Origin of the sequence: Streptomyces sp. NPDC127098 (assembly GCF_042722465.1) — a bacterium.
GTDB classification, from domain to species: domain Bacteria; phylum Actinomycetota; class Actinomycetes; order Streptomycetales; family Streptomycetaceae; genus Streptomyces; species Streptomyces millisiae.
This window is the reverse complement of sequence record NZ_JBHXFJ010000013.1, coordinates 87,524-103,066: the sequence shown is the minus strand read 5'-3', so window position 1 is coordinate 103,066 and position 15,543 is coordinate 87,524. Positions and strand designations below refer to the sequence as shown.

The window sequence follows — 15,543 nt, the reverse complement described above, 5'->3', positions numbered from 1 at the left end:
TTGTACGCGGATGACAGTTCGGTTACCCATCTTGATATGTACATGGGTGGGCGGATACTGAGGGATCATGTTCCGCCCGGCACAGGGCGGAACCCGCGGATTCAGGGAGGACGCGTGACATCGTTGCACACAACCCGGGTGCGACGCAGACGGCTTGGCACACTCGCTGCCGTCTCCGGCCTGCTGGCCGCGCTCTTCGTGGCGACCCCGGCATCGGCGACTCCCGACCCCGGAGACGGCTCCGTCCCGGGAGAAGAGGTCTCAGGGAGCGAGCGGGCCGAGGTCAGGGCCGCGATAGCCGACGGCGAGATACCCGGTGTGGGCGAGATCGCGCACAGCGAGAACATCACGCCGGTCGCCCATGTCCCGCACGCCTCCGGGCTGCCAGGGACCAACTCCGACATCGCCTTCCAGGGCCGGTACGCCTTCGCCGGCAACTACGACGGCTTCGTGGTCTACGACATCCGCCGCCCCGAGTCGCCGAGGATCGTCAGCCAGGTGCTCTGCCCCGGCGGGCAGGGCGACGTAGCGGTCAGCGGCGACCTGCTCATCCTCGCCGTCGACTCCTCGCGCAGCGACGACTCCTGCAACAGCGTTCCCCAGTCGGCGAGCATCGCCGAGTCCTGGGAGGGCATCAGGATCTTCGACATCAGCGACGTGCGGAACCCGGAGTACGTGGCCGCCGTCGAGACCTCCTGCGGCTCGCACACCCAGACCCTGGTGCCCGACGGCCGAAACCTCTACGTCTACGTCTCCTCCTACTCCCCGAGCGCCTCCTTCCCCGACTGCCAGCCGCCGCACGACGGCATCTCCGTGGTCCGCGTGCCGCGCGGCGCGCCCGAGCGGGCCGAGCTCTCCTCCTTCGAGATGCTCTTCCCCGAGGGTGGCTTCCCCGGTGACGACTCCGGCTCCGCCACCACCGGTTGCCACGACATCACCGCCTACCCGGCGCTCGACCTGGCCGCCGGCGCCTGCATGGGCGACGGCATCCTGATGGACATCTCGGATCCGGCCAGGCCCTACGTCATCGACCAGGTGCAGGACGCCGAGCACTTCGCGTTCTGGCACTCGGCCACTTTCAGCCAGGACGGCTCCAAGGTCGTGTTCACCGACGAACTCGGCGGCGGTGGCGGTCCGATGTGCAACCCCGAGACCGGCGACGAGTTCGGCGCCGACGGCATCTACCACGTCACCGGCCGTGGCGACAACCGTCAACTGGTCTTCCAGGGCTACTACAAGATGCCGCGCGAGCAGGCCGACACCGAGAACTGCGTGGCGCACAACGGCTCGCTGATCCCCGCCCGGGGCCGCGACATCATGGTGCAGGCGTGGTACCAGGGCGGCGTCTCGGTCTGGGACTTCACCGACTCCCGCAACCCGCGCGAGATCGGCTACTTCGAGCGCGGGCCGCTCACCGAGGACGTGCTGTCCTTCGGCGGTTCCTGGTCCGCCTACTACTACAACGGCTACATCTACTCCAACGACCAGGCGGGCCTCGACGTCCTGCGGATCGACGACCGGCGCACCGACAGCGCCGAACGCGTCCGCCTGTCGGAGCTCAACGTCCAGACCCAGCCCAGCTACCGCTGAGTCAGCTGACGTGTTCGTGACGTCCCGCCGGGCGGCCCCCCGTCCGGCGGGACCCCCGACTCCCAGTCGAGTCCGTAACGCTCGAACAACTCACCGCGCAGCCGCGCCAGCGGCATCGGCGCGCCGGGCAGCAGTTGCGCCACCACCGCGCCCATCAGCAGTGCCCGCAGCATCGGGTAGTCGGTGTCCGGGTCCGCCGAGCCGTAGCCGACCACGGTCTGCCGCAGCAGCGCCGCGAGGCGCTGCTGCTCGGCGCACTGGATGAACCCGTTCTGCTGCAGCAGCCCGGCCATGTGCGCCCGCATCAACACCGGCCGGTCGCGGGCCAGTCCCAGGATCGCGTCGATCGCCCGCGCCAGCAGCTCCTCGCCGGCGCGCGGGCCGGTCGGGACCGGCGGCCGCTCCAGCGCCTCGCTGAGGGTGAGGTGCATCAGACGGTGGACGGCGGACTGCACCAGCTCCCGCTTACCGGGGAAGTAGTAGGAGATCAGACCACGCGCCGACCCCGCCCGGTCGGCGATGTCGCCCAGGGTGGTGGCCTCGTAGCCGCGCTCGGACACCAGCTCCACGGTCGCCTCGAGCAACCGCTGTCGGGAGCGGCGCCGCATATCCGCATTGACCGACGCGTTGCGAGGGGACATGCTGGACTCCGGATGACTGGCTAACGGCCAGTATACTCGGCTGGCGCCAGGACATCCGCCCGCGGCGGAGTCCTGCCCGGCGGCTGTGCCGGTATCGGACGGCGCGGGGGACCGTCCGATACCGGCGCCGGCCTCTTCTCCCGGCCGTCGCTCAGCCGACCAGGTCGAGCACCGGGCGCAGCGCCGAGGGCCGCTCGTCGGCCGGCAGATGCTCCACCAACCGCACCGCGCAGCCGATCGCCGCCGCACCGGCGTCGGCGTGGGCGCTGTCGCCGACCATCAACACCCGCTCCGGCGGCAGCCCGAGCGCCCGGCAGGCGGTCAGGAACAGCCGCGGGTCCGGCTTCTGCACCCCGTGCTCGAACGACAGCGCGTACGCCTCCACGTAGCCGTCGAGTCCGTGCGCGCGCAGCACCGGGCGCAGGTCCCAGCCGATGTTGCTCACCACGGCGACGCCGATGCCGCGGGCGGCGAGTCCGCGCAGCACCTCCAGGCTGTCCGGATAGGGGTGCCAGGCGGCCGGCTCCATGTGCCGGTCGTACAGGGCGTCGTAGAGCGCGGGCTCCGGTAGCCGCACCAACCGGGCGAGACCCGTGTACAGCGCCCGGTGTCCGGCCGCGTGCCGGTCGCGCTCCCGCCACAGGTCGGCGAGCGCGGGCGGCACCGCCCGTGGCGGCGCGCCGCCGGGCAACGCCCCGGCGTCCTCCAGCGCGGCCGCGTACCGGCCCAGCTGCTCCGCGGTGAACACGGTCCCGGTCCGCTCCGACGCCGCGCGCAGCCAGGAGACCGCAGGCTCCACGCGCATCAGCGTGCCGGAGAAGTCGAACATCACTCCGTCGAGGCTCATGGCACGATCCTGCCCACATCGCGGCCCGCGCCCTAGCCGACGAGCGGTGCCAGCGCCGTCAGGCCGGGCGCGAAGGCCACCAGGAGCGGCACGGCGGGCAACAGCGAGGCGTACGTCGTCAGCCTGGCGCGGCGTGGGGCCGACAGCCGCGGGGCCGGGCGCAGCAGCCGGTGCACCCGGTGCGGGAGCTGCGCGCGCTGGCCGGCAGGGCAACCGAAGACGCCGCGGTCCTCGTTGAGCCCGACGAGCGCCAACGCCGTGGTGAGCCGGCCGAACCGGCGCGAGGCCACGTCGTCCGCCGCGAGTTCGACCAGCCGGTGCACCTGCTGCCGGAACCCCTCGAAGACCGGCACCCCGGGGAAACCGTCGGCCAGCGCGCCCGCGCAGTGCGACAGCCAGTGGTGTCTGGCCCTGACGTGCCCCTGCTCGTGCGCCAGCACCGCGTCCAACTGCCGCCGGTTCAGCCGGCGCAGCGCCCCGGTGGTGATCACCAGGCGCGGCACGGAACCCGGCAGCAGCCAGGCGTCGGGGCGCGGGTCCTCGAGGACGACCAGTCGGTCGGCGGACGTCGCCTCCTCGCCCGGCAGCCGGGGCGAGCGGGCCAGCAGCTCGGCGCGCCGGCGACGCCGCCAGGACCGGGCCGCCCGCACCTCGCGGGTCAGCCTCAGCGCCGTCCAGGCACCGCCGCAGGCGAGCAGCAGCGCCAGCGCCGCGGGCCACCGGCGGCCGGCGGAATGCAGCGCGTAGGCGTCCACCACCCGGGTCGGCGCGGGGGCGAAGAGCTGGCCGCGCACCTCGTGCCAGGCCGCGGCGCCGGCCAGGGCCATGGCGAGCACGCAGCACAGCAGCACCGCGACGACCACGCACTGCCACACCCACAACGCGAGCACCGGCTCCCGGTCCGGCCAGGAGCCCCGGGCCAGCACGCGCGGCGCCGTCGCCGCGGTGAGGCCGCCCAGCACGAGCAGCGCGATGGCGATCACCATGCCACCAGCCTAGGACGAGACCGCCACCGCGCCGGAACGCCCCCGGGTCCGGGCCGGTGCTCACATGCCCAGCAGCATCGCCACCATGGCCACCGCGAGGGCCAGCCGGCAGGCCGCCGCCACCTCGGGCGACCGCCCGGCGTCCGCCGGCCGGCCCACCACCACCTCACCCGGCCCGGCGGCCGGCATCAGGCGGGGCGCGGTCAGCAGCGCGTAGCCCGCGAAGTAGACCAGCAGCGCCCCGGTGAGCGCCGGCAGCCCGGACGGCGTCCCGTGGCCGGCGTGCGAGCCGGGCGCCGCGGCCATCGCCACCACGGTATAGAGCATGGCCGCCGCCTCCACCAGGTGGTGGGCCCGGTGCGCCGGTCCCCGCACCGCGAGGAGCGCGGCGCCACACAGCGCGGCGCCGGCGCACACCAGCGGCAGCACCGGGGCGGCGGGCCACGGTGGCGCGGCCGGCAGCGCCATCGCCGCCATGCCGAGGCCCATGGCGCCCTCGGCCGCCGCGACCACCCGCCGCGGCCCGTCGACGCCACGGCGTGCCAGCAGCAGGCAGTAGCCGCCCGTGGCGCCGCACAGCGCGACCATCAGCCACCCCACCAACGCCGGACCATGCATCGGCACCTCCCGCGCCACCCGCCGGGAAGGCTGCCCAGGCCCAGGCGCGCATACGGCGGCGCACGCCCACCGAGAGGGAGCGCGCGGGCGCGCGCTACGATGCGCGGCTGTGACGGCGAAGACAGACCTCAGCTTCCGGGTGGCCGGCGAGGCCGACGTGCCGGCCCTGGTGGGGCTCGTGGAGTCGGCCTACCGCGGCGACGCGAGCCGCGCCGGCTGGACCACGGAGGCCGACCTCCTCGACGGCCAGCGCACCGACCCGGAGGGGGTGCGCGCGGTGATCACCACCCCCGGCAGCCGGCTCCTCGTCGTGGAGCGCGCGGACGAGCTGATCGCCTGCTGTCAGCTGGAGCGCCGTACCGGACCCGGCGGGCTGGTCGCCGCCTACTTCGGCATGTTCGCGGTCCGCCCCGGCCTGCAGGGCGGGGGAGTGGGCCGCCGCCTCCTGGCGGAGGCGGAGCGCCGGGCCCGCGCCGAGTGGGGCGCGACCGAGATGCGGATGCAGGTGATCTCCGCCCGCGACGAGCTCATCGCCTGGTACGAACGGCGCGGCTACGCCCGCACCGGCGAGCTGGCGCCGTTCCCCTACGGCGACGAGCGCTTCGGCGTCCCCCGCCGCGTCGACCTGGCCTTCGAGCTCCTGGTCAAGCCCCTGACCTGACCGCCGTCACGATCTCCGGCACGTCGGTCACCACTCCGTCGAGAGCCAGCTCGCGTGCCCGGGCGAGCTCGTCCGGCGTGTTCACGGTCCAGCTGATGACGCCGATCCCCGCGGCCCGGCAGCGGGCCACGACCTCGGCCGAGAGCTGAGCGAACTCGCAGGAGACCAGCTCCGCGCCCAGCTCGGCGGCCCGCTCCGGCGCGGTGGCCGTCGAACGGCCGGTGACCAGGCCGAGCGCCACCTCCGACAGCAGCGCCCGGGTCTCGCGCAGTGCCTCGTCGTGGAACGAGATCACCGTGACCCGCTCGGTGAGGCCGCGCCGCTCGATCACCTCGGCCAGCGCCCTGGCCGCGGCCCGGTCCTTGATCTCGGCCTGGATCGGCGCCGAGACCGCGTCCAGCACCTCGGTGAACAGCGGCACCCGCTCGCCGAGGCCGGCGTCCAGGCCGCGGAGCTCGGCGAGCGTGAGGTCCCTGACCTGTCCCGTGCCGTCGGTGGTGCGGTCGACCGTGGCGTCGTGCATCACCACCAGTTCCCCGTCCTTGCTCAGGTGCAGGTCGAGTTCGATGGCGTCCAGCGCCATCCGGTCGGCTCGGCGGAACGAGCGCAGCGTGTTCTCGGGCTCCGCGCCCATGAGCCCGCGGTGTCCGATGGTCTGAAGCGGCATGGCGCGACCCTAACCGCCGCCGGTTGCCGCCGCCCGAACGGTGGGCGAAGGGGGCGGGGCGCGAACTTCCCCGCCCCCGGTTGATCGAAGGATCCGCTGCGGATACCGTGCTATTACGAGAAGTTCTGCTGTGGAGGATGGGTTATGACGGAAACTTTGGCGTCCCTCACCTCTGAGGGCGACACCGCCCCGACCGACCGGATCGTCGCGCGGCCCGCCTGGCACACCCTCAAGCGGGCCGTCGAGGCGATCCGCCCCGCCCAGTCCAAGGACGGCTCGGTGGACTTCGCGGCCGAGGGCGCCCCCACCCGCTCACAGCTGACCCGGGAGATCGAGCAGGCCGTCGCCGCGATCGAGGAGCTCGCGCCGCTGCTGCCGCACGACGCCGCCTACCACCGGGCCCTCGTCGCCGACCTGCGCCGCTGGGCCGACGAGGGCTTCGGGGTCCCCGACTTCCTGGACTCGCTGCTCGCCTTCCACCCGGAGAAGACCCGCGCCGACGGCCGCCAGCACCTGGTCGTCTTCCCCATGTACACGCAGAACGGCAACCCGGACCGCAACCTGGAGGCCGTGGTGCTGCGCGTCGTCTGGCCCGACTGGCTGGCCGCACTCGAACGCGAGCGCTTCGACAACCCGATGTTCGTCGGCATCACCTTCGAGGACTTCACCCCGGGCTATGACACCAACTCCGCCGTCCTCTTCCCCGAGACCATCGCGGTGCGCCAGGCTCCCGAGCGCTTCTCCTGGGGCGGCATCTTCTGCGACCGCGAGGCGGCCCGCTTCCGGCGCGTGATCGGCGCCGCCTGCGAGGTCACCAGCCTGCGGCTGCCCGAGGACGCGGCCGGACTTCTCACCGACCAGGACCGCTGCCAGCAGACGTTCGTCCTGTGGGACATGATCCACGACCGCACCCACAGCCACGGCGACCTGCCGTTCGACCCCTTCATGATCAAGCAGCGCCAACCCTTCTGGATGTACGGCCTCGAGGAGCTGCGCTGCGACCTCACCGCCTTCCACGAGGCCGGGCGCCTGGCCGCCGACGGCCACCCGCAGGGCCGCGACGTCCAGTACGCGGTGCTGCTCGACCGGCTCTTCCGCTTCCCCGTCACCGGCGCCCGGGTCCGCAACTACGACGGCCTCGGCGGCCAGCTGCTCTTCGCCTACCTGCACCAGCACGACGCGCTGCGCTGGACCGACAACCGGCTGACCATCGACTGGGACCTCGCCCGCCGGGTCACCGCGCGGCTGCGCGAGGAGATCGAGACCCTCTACCGCCAGGGCATCGACCGCCCCAAGCTGGTGCACTGGTTCAAGGCCTACGAGCTGGTGTCGCGCCATCTCGCCCCCCACCCCGGCTCGACCTGGGCCAAGGGCCCGGAGGCCCTCGACCTCAGCCTCCCGCCTCGCAAACTGGTCGACGAGGTGCTGCCCGACGAGTTCCCGCTCAGCCTCTTCTACGAGGCGCTGGGCAAGAAGCTCCGCAAGGTCATCGAGTCCACCCGTGGCATCACCGCCACGGCCCCCGCCGCCAGCGCGGCGTGAGCGCGGGGGCGCGGCGCGGCATGATGGGACCCGACGAGGAGGCGAGCACCATGAGCACCACCACCCCCCGGGGCCCCGGCGACGGCGGCCCGCTGGACGGCGCGGTCGTCGCGGTGGCAGGCGCCGGCGGCGCCGCCGGCCACGCCGTCCTGTTGCGCCTGGCCCAGGCCGGCGCCACGGTCGTCGCGGCCGACGCGGACCCTCAGCGGCTCGCCGCCGGCGTGGACGCGGCCCGGTACGCCCACGGCGGCGCCACCGTGGTCGGCGACACCGTCGACCTGCTGCACCTGGCGGCCACCCGCGAGTGGACCGCCAAGATCCTCAAGGACTTCGGGCGCGTCGACGGTCTCGTCCACCTCGTCGGCGGCTGGCGCGGCTCGGCCACCTTCGCCGAGACCGACCTCGCCGACTGGGACCTCCTGCACGACCTGCTGCTGCGCACGGTCCAGCACACCTCGCTCGCCTTCGAGGCACCGCTCGCCCGCGCGGGCAACGGCCGTTACGTGCTGGTGAGCGCCGCCGGCGCCGCCCGACCCACCGCGGGCAACGCCGCGTACGCCGCCGCCAAGGCCGCCGCCGAGGCCTGGACCCTGGCCCTGGCGGACGGCTTCCGCAAGACCGCGGACGCCGGCCCGCTGGGCGCCGCCGCCACCATCGTCGTCGTCAAGGCCCTGGTCAACGACGCGATGCGGGCCGAGCGGCCCGGGCACCGCTTCGCCGGCTTCACCGACGTCCGCGACCTGGCCGAGTCGATCTGTCAGCTCTGGTCCAAGCCCACCGAGGAAGTGAACGGAACCCGCCTGTGGCTCACCCGTCAGCCCTGACCGCCACCACCGACGCCACCCGCCACCACGACCCGGAGGTGCGCGGCTTCGCCAGCGACAACTACTCCGGCGTCCACCCCGAGATACTGGCGGCCATCGCGCTGGCCAACGGCGGCCACCAGCCCGCCTACGGCGCGGACGCCTACACCGAGCACCTCCAGGACGTGTTCCGGGCCCATCTGGGCCCGCTCGCCGAGGCATACCCCGTCTTCAACGGCACCGGCGCCAACGTCGTGGCCCTCCAGGCGCTCACCGACCGGTGGGGCGCCGTCATCACGGCCGAGACCGCGCACATCCACACCGACGAGTGCGGTGCGCCCGAGCGCGTCGGCGGCCTCAAGCTGCTCACCGTGCCCACCCCGGACGGCAAGCTCACCCCCGAGCTCATCGCCCGCCAGGCGTTCGGCTTCGACGACGAGCACCGCGCCACGCCCCAGGTCGTCTCGATCACCCAGACCACCGAGCTGGGCACCCGCTACACCCCGGACGAGATCCGCGCCGTCTGCGAGTTCGCGCACGAGCACGGCATGACCGTCCACCTGGACGGCGCCCGGATCGCCAACGCGGCCGCCTCCCTCGACCTGCCGCTCGCCGCGTTCACCACTGACGTCGGCGTCGACGTGCTCTCCTTCGGTGGCACCAAGAACGGCATGCTCCTCGGCGAGGCCGTGGTGCTCCTCACCCCCGGCGTGGCCCGCCGGATGCGCCACGTCCGCAAGCTCTCCATGCAACTCGCCGCCAAGATGCGCTTCGTCTCCGCGCAGTTCGAGGCGCTGCTCGCCGGCGATCTGTGGCTGCGCGGCGCCCGGCACGCAAACGCCATGGCCCGCCGGCTCGCGGAGGGAGTGCGCGAGGTCGACGGGGTGCGGATCCTCCACCCGGTGGAGTCCAACGCGGTGTTCGCCCGCCTCCCGCACGACGTGAGCGAGCGCCTCCAGAAGCGCTACCGCTTCTACTTCTGGGACGAGGCCGCGGGCGACGTCCGCTGGATGTGCTCGTTCGACACCACCGAGGAGGACGTCGACGGCTTCCTCGCCGCCCTGCGCGAGGAGATGGCGCGTTAGGGCCCGCGCCGGGTGTGCTCCGCGCCGCGCACGGCGCGGAGCACACCTCGCGCGCCGCTCAGAGCGCGTGCGCCGGCGGCGGCGCCGTGCCGCCCAGGTGCGCCGGCAGCCACCACGCGTCCTCCGCGTTCCGCGGTGTGGCCGGATAGGCGCGCTGGGCGGCGTCGAGCAGCTCCTGGACGCGCTCCCGCAGCCGGTCGGAGACGGTCGCCGCCGGCTCGTCCGGGTCGGCCGCCATCGGCGAACCTATCCGGATGGTGATCGGGAAGTGGTTGCGCCGCAGGTCACGCTTGTGGCCCTTGGTCCACAGCCGCTGGGTGCCCCACAGGGCCACCGGCAGGATCGGCACCTGTGCCTGCTGGGCCATCCGCGCCGCGCCCGACTTGAACTTCTTGAGCGTGAAGGACTCCGAGATCGTGGCCTCCGGGAAGATCCCCACTATCTCGCCGTCCCTGAGAGCCTTCAGCCCGTGTCGGAAGGCCGCCTCGCCCTGCGCCCGGTCCACCGGGATGTGCTTCATGGCCCGCATCAGCGGGCCCGAGACGCGGTGCTTGAACACCGACTCCTTGGCCATGAACCGAACCAGTCTGCGGGCCGGGCGGGCCGCGAAGCCGGCGAAGACGAAGTCCAGGTAGCCGATGTGGTTGCTCACCAGTACCGCCCCGCCGGTGCGCGGCACGTGCTCGCTGCCGGCGATGTCGAAGCGCAGGTCGAGCGCCTTGAACATCGTCCGCGCTGCGGCGATGACCGGCGGGTAAACGAACTCTGGCATGCGGAGGGCCCCTCTTCAAGTGCGTCGAACCTACGCCTGCGTAACTTGCGGCGCGGCCGAATCGTGCCCCAAAGCCGGGAGAATCGCCAGTCCCCCGGCGCGGCCGAGCCATCCGGGCGGGAATGAAACCGGACTCCGGCGCGCTGCCGCCGGGTGGAGGTGTCGTCGGGTGGAGCGGAGGGCGAGGCGACGATGAGCGAACCGGCAGAGCCCGTCCGGCTGGCGGCCGCCGACCTGGGCGCTGGCCCGCTGGGTGGGCGGGCCACGCTGGTGCAGTTCTCCTCCGCCTTCTGCCAGCCGTGCCGGGCCACCCGGCGGATCCTGGCGGACGTCGCGGCCATGGTCGACGGCGTCGCGCACCTGGAGATCGACGCCGAGGCCCGGCTCGACCTGACGCGTCGCCTCGGCATCTCCCGCACCCCCACCGTGCTCGTGCTGGACGCCGGCGGTCGGGTGGTACGGCGCGCCGCCGGCCAGCCGCGCCGGGCCGACGTGATCGCCGCCCTGGGCGCGGCGATCAGCGGCTGATCCACGGCCCGGTCGGACAATACGCACGTAGGCAAGGTCACAGTGCGACATGCTTGCCTGTGGGGGATACCCTTGGTTGTACTGGCCAGTAACAACCGGGTTGATCTTCCCATTGCCCCGTGTGCGGACCGATAGCAGTAGGAGAGCCGGCGTGAGCCTGAGGATCGTTGTCTGTGTGAAGTACGTGCCCGACGCCACCGGCGACCGGCGGTTCGCCGACGACCTGACCACCGACCGGGACTCCGTGGACGGGCTGCTCTCGGAGCTGGACGAGTACGCCGTCGAGCAGGCCCTCCGGATCTCCGAGGACGCCGACGACGCCGAGGTCACGGTCGTCACCGTCGGCCCCGAGGACGCCACCGACGCCCTCCGCAAGGCCCTGTCCATGGGCGCCGACAAGGCCGTCCACGTCGAGGACGACGACCTCCACGGCACCGACGTCATCGGCACCTCGCTCGTCCTCGCCAAGGTCGCCGAGCACGTCGGCTACGACCTCGTCGTCTGCGGGATGGCCTCCACCGACGGCGGCATGGGCGTGCTGCCCGCGCTGCTCGCCGAGCGCCTCGGCGTCCCCCAGGTCACCCTGCTCTCCGAACTCTCCGTCGCCGACGGGAAGGTGACGGGCCGCCGGGACGGCGACGCCGCAACCGAGCGCCTGCAGGCCGAACTGCCCGCCGTCATCTCCGTCACCGACCAGTCGGGCGAGGCGCGCTACCCCTCCTTCAAGGGCATCATGGCCGCCAAGAAGAAGCCCCTGGAGACCCTCGACCTGGAGGACCTGGGCATCGAGGCCGAGGAGGTAGGCCTCGCCGGCGCCTGGACCGCCGTCGAGTCCGCCGCCGAGCGCCCCGCCCGCACCAAGGGCGAGATCGTTACGGACGAGGGAGACGGCGGCAAGCGGCTCGCCGCCTTCCTGGCCGAGCACAAGTTCATCTGACGGCCGCCGCCGACGTCCACCCGCCGACCGCCCGCACCTTTCCGCTGGAGACGCGATTCCCATGGCTGAAGTCCTCGTCTACACCGACCACCTGGACGGCGCCGTCCGCAAGCCCACCCTGGAGCTGCTCACCCTGGCCCGCCGCCTCGGCGACCCGGTCGCCGTCGTCCTCGGCCCCGGCGCCGAGATCGCGGCCCCCCTGCTGGCCGAGCACGGCGCCGTGCGCGTGCTCACCGCCGACGCCCCCGAGTTCGCCGACTACCTCGTCGTCCCCAAGGTCGACGCCCTGGAGGCCGCCTACCGGGCCGTCTCCCCGGTCGCCGTGCTCGTGCCCTCCTCGGGCGAGGCCAAGGAGGTCGCCGCCCGGCTCGCCCTCCGCATCGGCTCGGGCCTCATCACCGACGCCGTCGACGTGACCGCGGGCGAGTCGGGCCCGGTGGCCACCCAGTCCGTGTTCGCCGCCGCCTTCACCACCACCTCCCGGGTCGCCAAGGGCACCCCGGTCATCACCGTCAAGCCCAACTCGGCCGCCGTGGAGGCGGCCCCCGCGGCCGGCGCCGTCGAGCCGCTCGACGTCGCCTTCGGCCCGCTCGCCACCGGCACCCGGGTCGTCTCCCGCAGCCCCCGCGAGTCCACAGGCCGTCCCGAGCTCACCGAGGCCGCCATCGTCGTCTCCGGCGGCCGCGGCCTGAACGGCGCGGAGAACTTCGCGCTGATCGAGGCGCTCGCCGACAGCCTCGGCGCCGCCGTCGGCGCCTCCCGGGCCGCCGTGGACGCCGACTGGTATCCGCACTCGCACCAGGTCGGCCAGACCGGCAAGACGGTCTCGCCGCAGCTCTACATCGCGGTCGGCATCTCCGGCGCCATCCAGCACCGCGCCGGCATGCAGACCTCCAAGACGATCGTCGCCGTCAACAAGGACGCCGAGGCGCCCATCTTCGAGCTCGCCGACTACGGCGTGGTCGGCGACCTCTTCGACGTCGTCCCGGCGCTCACCGACGAGGTGAAGGCCCGCAAGGGCTGAACCCAGCCCCCACGGGCCCGCGCGGCGCCCGCGCGTCACCCTCAGGTGACGGTCGCGGGTGCCGCGCCGCGCGTACGGCCGCGGAACCGGCCGCGTCGCCGCCGTCCAGGACCCGCGAGCCCCGGGCTCGCGGCGGCGTCCGACGGCCGGCTCGCCCGCCGGTCCAACTCGTGCCCCGGCACCGCAGGCGGCGGGCCGCTGCCGTCGTCCTCGTTGAGCCGGCCGATGGCCAGCCCGGCCAGCAGCTGGTAGTACTCCATGGTCTCCTCCGTCGGTTGACCGTTCGGTGATCCCCCCCTCGTCACCAGCGTCCGGCAGCCGCGTGACACGGCCTTTGCCCGCCGGTCAACGCTCGGCGTCGATCGGCTCGCCCGCCGTGAACAGGGCATGACGTGCGGACTGTTGTGTTTCCAGCCGGTCGCCGGTTAGCTTCTGTCCACCGAATTCTTCAACGTAATGTTGAAACGCGCGGGGCGGAGTGGTGCGGATGGCTCAGCGGACACCGGTGACGACCACCCTGACGGCGGCGGTCACCGCCGGCGTCGCCGCCTCCCTCGCCGACGTCGACGCCGACCTCGCCCGCCGCTATCCGGGTGACGCCGGCACCCGCCAGCCCGTGCACACCGTCTACGTCCCCGCCGACCGGTTCACCGCCGACACCACCCGCGAGTGGGGCGAACAGGCCCTCGCCCTGCTCGCCGCGCACGCCCCGGACGCCGCCTCCCTCGCCGAAACGCTCGGCCTCCCCGCGTCCCTGGCCGACCCCGTCCACCAGCGCGTCCTCGCGAAGCTGGGCGCCGAGCCCGTCGAGGACCTCAGGATCGACTTCGAGGACGGCTACGGCCCACGACCCGACGACGAGGAGGACGCCGACGCCGCCCGCGCCGCCCGGCTCGTCGCCCGCGCCACCGCCGACGGCACCGCGCCCCCGTTCGTCGGCCTGCGCATGAAGTGCCTGGAGGCCGCCGTCCGCGACCGCGGCATCCGCACCCTCGACATCTTCCTGACCACCCTGCTGGCCACCGGCCCGCTCCCCGCCGGCCTCGCCGTCACCCTGCCCAAGGTCTCCCGACCCGAGCAGGTCACCGCCATGGCCACCCTCTGCCGCGAGTTCGAGACCGCCGCCGGCCTGCCGCCTGGCCGGCTCGGCTTCGAGATCCAGATCGAGACCAGCCAGTCCATCCTCGGCCCCGACGGAACCGCCACCGTCGCCCGGCTGATCGACGCCGCCGAGGGCCGCGCCACCGCGCTGCACTACGGCACCTTCGACTACAGCGCCGCCCTCGGGATCAGCGCCGCGCACCAGGCCCCCGACCATCCGGCGGCCGACCACGCCAAGGCGGTCATGCAGGTCGCCGCCGCCGGCACCGGCGTCCGCCTCTCCGACGGCTCGACCAACGTCCTGCCCACCGGCGACACCGCCCAGGTGCACGCCGCCTGGCGCCTCCACCACGGCCTCGTCGGCCGCGCCCTGGCCCGCGGCTACTACCAGGGCTGGGACATGCACCCCGGCCACCTGCCCACCCGTTACGCCGCCGTCTACGCCTTCCACCGCGCCGGCCTCGACTCCGCGGCCGCCCGCCTCGCCGCCTACGCCGGCACGGCCGGGCACGGCGCCGCGGGCGGCCCGCCCCCCGCCGTGCTCGACGAGCCCGCCACCGCCCGGGCCCTCGGCGGCTTCCTGCTCCGCGGCCTGGACTGCGGGGCGCTCGACCTCGCCGAGATCACTGACCGTACCGGCCTGAGCCGCGCCCAACTCGCCACCCTGGCCGGCCGCCGGGGCGTCTGAACCCGGCCCCGGCGCCCGGGGCGTCGCGTAACTCACCATGATCCGACTGGACAAGCCGGGCCGGCACGGATCAGGCTTCCTGCCCATGACCACTGATCTTGTCGCCGCCGTCGACATCGGCGGCACCAAAGTCGCCGGTGCCCTCGTGGACGGCACCGGGGACCTGCTCCACCGCGTCCAGGGCCCGACCAGGGCCCGGGAGTCCGCGGAGAGCGTGTTGCGGTCCGTGACCGACGTCGTCGCCCAGCTGACCGAGCACGAGCTCTGGCCCAGGGCCGTGGCGGTCGGCATCGGCAGCGCCGGCCCGGTCGACGCGCGCAACGGCACGGTCAGCCCGGTCAACATCCCCGCCTGGCGCGACTTCCCGCTCGTCGACGGCGTCCGCAAGCTCACCGGCGACCTCCCGATCACCCTCGTGGGGGACGGCGCCGCCATCGCCGCGGGCGAGCACTGGGTGGGCGCCGCCCGCGGCCGTTCCAACGCCCTGTGCATGGTGGTGTCCACCGGCGTCGGCGGCGGACTGATCGTCGACGGCCGGCTCAGACCGGGGCCGACCGGCAACGCCGGCCACATCGGTCACATCAGTGTCGACTTCAACGGTGACCTCTGTCCCTGCGGCGGCCGCGGCTGCGTGGAGCGCATCGCCAGCGGCACCAACATCGCCCGGTACGCCCAGGCCGCCGGCTGGCGCCCGGCCGGGCCGGACGGGGACGCCACCGCCGCCGGCGTGGCCCGCGCGGCGGCCGCCGGCGACCCGATGGCCCTGGAGGCCTACGACCGGTCGGCCCGTGCCCTGGCCGCCGGCATCGCCGCCACCGCCACCCTGGTGGAGATCGAGACCGTCGTCGTCGGCGGCGGGGTGAGCCAGGCGGGCGAGGTGCTGTTCGGCCCGCTGCGCCGTGCCCTGCGCGAGTACGCCACCCTGCCGTACGTCAGCGACCTGGAGGTGGTGCCGGCGCAGCTCGGCACGGACGCCGGCCTGGTCGGCGCCGCGGCGGCCTGCTGGAGTGATCCGGATACGTTTTTGATCCTGGGGGAAGCGGGCAACTGACA

Annotated in this window: 17 protein-coding genes; 10 read left to right on the top strand and 7 right to left on the bottom strand. The window is 73.7% G+C overall.

Translation table 11 applies throughout. From position 1 onward, the window contains the following. Positions 1-114 precede the first annotated feature (114 nt). Positions 115-1,590 carry an LVIVD repeat-containing protein gene (locus ACFWI8_RS11515; protein WP_387088773.1) on the top strand — a complete coding sequence of 492 codons (1,476 nt, stop codon included), beginning with the start codon at positions 115-117 and terminating at the stop codon, positions 1,588-1,590. Here the strand turns inward: ACFWI8_RS11515 and ACFWI8_RS11510 are convergent. The 4 genes from ACFWI8_RS11510 to ACFWI8_RS11495 all read right to left on the bottom strand — a co-directional run bounded on the left by ACFWI8_RS11510 (position 1,581) and on the right by ACFWI8_RS11495 (position 4,682). Then, on the bottom strand, positions 1,581-2,231 hold the full coding sequence (locus ACFWI8_RS11510; RefSeq protein ID WP_387088770.1) for a TetR/AcrR family transcriptional regulator: 651 nt from the start codon (positions 2,229-2,231) through the stop codon (positions 1,581-1,583). The genes ACFWI8_RS11515 and ACFWI8_RS11510 overlap by 10 nt on opposite strands. 151 nt (positions 2,232-2,382) lie before the next feature. Next, positions 2,383-3,078, bottom strand: coding sequence for an HAD family hydrolase (locus ACFWI8_RS11505; RefSeq protein WP_387088767.1), 696 nt, complete (start codon positions 3,076-3,078; stop codon positions 2,383-2,385). A gap of 32 nt (positions 3,079-3,110) precedes the next feature. Continuing rightward, positions 3,111-4,064 (bottom strand): M56 family metallopeptidase, encoded by a 954-nt coding sequence (locus ACFWI8_RS11500; protein ID WP_387088764.1) that lies wholly within the window; start codon positions 4,062-4,064, stop codon positions 3,111-3,113. 60 nt (positions 4,065-4,124) lie between these two features. Next, complete coding sequence (locus ACFWI8_RS11495) at positions 4,125-4,682, bottom strand: DUF5134 domain-containing protein (protein ID WP_387088872.1); 558 nt, start codon at positions 4,680-4,682, stop codon at positions 4,125-4,127. 109 nt (positions 4,683-4,791) lie between these two features. On the opposite strand from ACFWI8_RS11495, the gene ACFWI8_RS11490 reads away from it, so the two are divergent. Further along, positions 4,792-5,343, top strand: a complete 552-nt coding sequence (locus tag ACFWI8_RS11490) for a GNAT family N-acetyltransferase (RefSeq protein WP_387088761.1) — start codon at positions 4,792-4,794, stop codon at positions 5,341-5,343. Here the strand turns inward: ACFWI8_RS11490 and ACFWI8_RS11485 are convergent. Further along, complete coding sequence (locus tag ACFWI8_RS11485) at positions 5,327-6,010, bottom strand: glycerophosphodiester phosphodiesterase (protein WP_387088758.1); 684 nt, start codon at positions 6,008-6,010, stop codon at positions 5,327-5,329. The two genes, ACFWI8_RS11490 and ACFWI8_RS11485, sit on opposite strands and share 17 nt — an antisense overlap. Before the next feature lie 144 nt (positions 6,011-6,154). On the opposite strand from ACFWI8_RS11485, the gene ACFWI8_RS11480 reads away from it, so the two are divergent. The 3 genes from ACFWI8_RS11480 to ACFWI8_RS11470 are packed head-to-tail and all read left to right on the top strand — an operon-like array spanning position 6,155 to position 9,440. After that, a complete protein-coding gene (locus tag ACFWI8_RS11480) occupies positions 6,155-7,552 on the top strand; it encodes a DUF6421 family protein (protein WP_387088755.1) in 1,398 nt (465 codons plus the stop codon). 50 nt (positions 7,553-7,602) lie between these two features. Further along, positions 7,603-8,376 carry an SDR family NAD(P)-dependent oxidoreductase gene (locus tag ACFWI8_RS11475; protein WP_387088752.1) on the top strand — a complete coding sequence of 258 codons (774 nt, stop codon included), beginning with the start codon at positions 7,603-7,605 and terminating at the stop codon, positions 8,374-8,376. Next, the gene (locus ACFWI8_RS11470; RefSeq protein ID WP_387088749.1) at positions 8,355-9,440 is read left to right on the top strand and encodes a threonine aldolase family protein; all 1,086 of its coding nucleotides are present in this window, start codon (positions 8,355-8,357) and stop codon (positions 9,438-9,440) included. Before ACFWI8_RS11475 ends, ACFWI8_RS11470 begins: the two co-directional genes overlap by 22 nt. A 58-nt stretch (positions 9,441-9,498) precedes the next feature. Here the strand turns inward: ACFWI8_RS11470 and ACFWI8_RS11465 are convergent, their stop codons facing one another. Further along, on the bottom strand, positions 9,499-10,212 hold the full coding sequence (locus tag ACFWI8_RS11465) for a lysophospholipid acyltransferase family protein (protein ID WP_387088746.1): 714 nt from the start codon (positions 10,210-10,212) through the stop codon (positions 9,499-9,501). 192 nt (positions 10,213-10,404) lie between these two features. Here ACFWI8_RS11465 and ACFWI8_RS11460 point away from each other — a divergent pair, with 192 nt between their 5' ends. The 3 genes from ACFWI8_RS11460 (at position 10,405) to ACFWI8_RS11450 (ending at position 12,701) form a co-directional block, all read left to right on the top strand. Then, positions 10,405-10,740, top strand: a complete 336-nt coding sequence (locus ACFWI8_RS11460) for a TlpA family protein disulfide reductase (protein WP_387088743.1) — start codon at positions 10,405-10,407, stop codon at positions 10,738-10,740. A 151-nt stretch (positions 10,741-10,891) separates the two neighbouring features. Continuing rightward, complete coding sequence (locus tag ACFWI8_RS11455; protein ID WP_387088740.1) at positions 10,892-11,677, top strand: electron transfer flavoprotein subunit beta/FixA family protein; 786 nt, start codon at positions 10,892-10,894, stop codon at positions 11,675-11,677. Between the two features lie 61 nt (positions 11,678-11,738). Beyond that, entirely contained in the window at positions 11,739-12,701 is a 963-nt protein-coding gene (locus ACFWI8_RS11450; protein WP_387088737.1) for an electron transfer flavoprotein subunit alpha/FixB family protein, read from the top strand. A 41-nt stretch (positions 12,702-12,742) separates the two neighbouring features. Here ACFWI8_RS11450 and ACFWI8_RS11445 read toward each other — a convergent pair whose 3' ends face one another. Continuing rightward, positions 12,743-12,961 (bottom strand): hypothetical protein, encoded by a 219-nt coding sequence (locus ACFWI8_RS11445; protein WP_387088734.1) that lies wholly within the window; start codon positions 12,959-12,961, stop codon positions 12,743-12,745. Between the two features lie 227 nt (positions 12,962-13,188). On the opposite strand from ACFWI8_RS11445, the gene ACFWI8_RS11440 reads away from it, so the two are divergent. Further along, positions 13,189-14,490 (top strand): DUF6986 family protein, encoded by a 1,302-nt coding sequence (locus tag ACFWI8_RS11440; RefSeq protein ID WP_387088731.1) that lies wholly within the window; start codon positions 13,189-13,191, stop codon positions 14,488-14,490. Positions 14,491-14,575: 85 nt separating this feature from the next. Continuing rightward, entirely contained in the window at positions 14,576-15,541 is a 966-nt protein-coding gene (locus ACFWI8_RS11435; RefSeq protein ID WP_387088728.1) for an ROK family protein, read from the top strand. Positions 15,542-15,543: the final 2 nt, after the last annotated feature.

Coding starts and splice junctions, on each gene's coding strand:
- ACFWI8_RS11510 (WP_387088770.1), bottom strand. CDS start 2,231: ATGTCCCCTCGCAACGCGTCGGTCAATGCGGATATGCGGCGCCGCTCC.
- ACFWI8_RS11505 (WP_387088767.1), bottom strand. CDS start 3,078: ATGAGCCTCGACGGAGTGATGTTCGACTTCTCCGGCACGCTGATGCGC.
- ACFWI8_RS11500 (WP_387088764.1), bottom strand. CDS start 4,064: ATGGTGATCGCCATCGCGCTGCTCGTGCTGGGCGGCCTCACCGCGGCG.
- ACFWI8_RS11495 (WP_387088872.1), bottom strand. CDS start 4,682: ATGCATGGTCCGGCGTTGGTGGGGTGGCTGATGGTCGCGCTGTGCGGC.
- ACFWI8_RS11485 (WP_387088758.1), bottom strand. CDS start 6,010: ATGCCGCTTCAGACCATCGGACACCGCGGGCTCATGGGCGCGGAGCCC.
- ACFWI8_RS11480 (WP_387088755.1), top strand. CDS start 6,155: ATGACGGAAACTTTGGCGTCCCTCACCTCTGAGGGCGACACCGCCCCG.
- ACFWI8_RS11475 (WP_387088752.1), top strand. CDS start 7,603: ATGAGCACCACCACCCCCCGGGGCCCCGGCGACGGCGGCCCGCTGGAC.
- ACFWI8_RS11465 (WP_387088746.1), bottom strand. CDS start 10,212: ATGCCAGAGTTCGTTTACCCGCCGGTCATCGCCGCAGCGCGGACGATG.
- ACFWI8_RS11460 (WP_387088743.1), top strand. CDS start 10,405: ATGAGCGAACCGGCAGAGCCCGTCCGGCTGGCGGCCGCCGACCTGGGC.
- ACFWI8_RS11450 (WP_387088737.1), top strand. CDS start 11,739: ATGGCTGAAGTCCTCGTCTACACCGACCACCTGGACGGCGCCGTCCGC.
- ACFWI8_RS11445 (WP_387088734.1), bottom strand. CDS start 12,961: ATGGAGTACTACCAGCTGCTGGCCGGGCTGGCCATCGGCCGGCTCAAC.
- ACFWI8_RS11440 (WP_387088731.1), top strand. CDS start 13,189: ATGGCTCAGCGGACACCGGTGACGACCACCCTGACGGCGGCGGTCACC.
- ACFWI8_RS11435 (WP_387088728.1), top strand. CDS start 14,576: ATGACCACTGATCTTGTCGCCGCCGTCGACATCGGCGGCACCAAAGTC.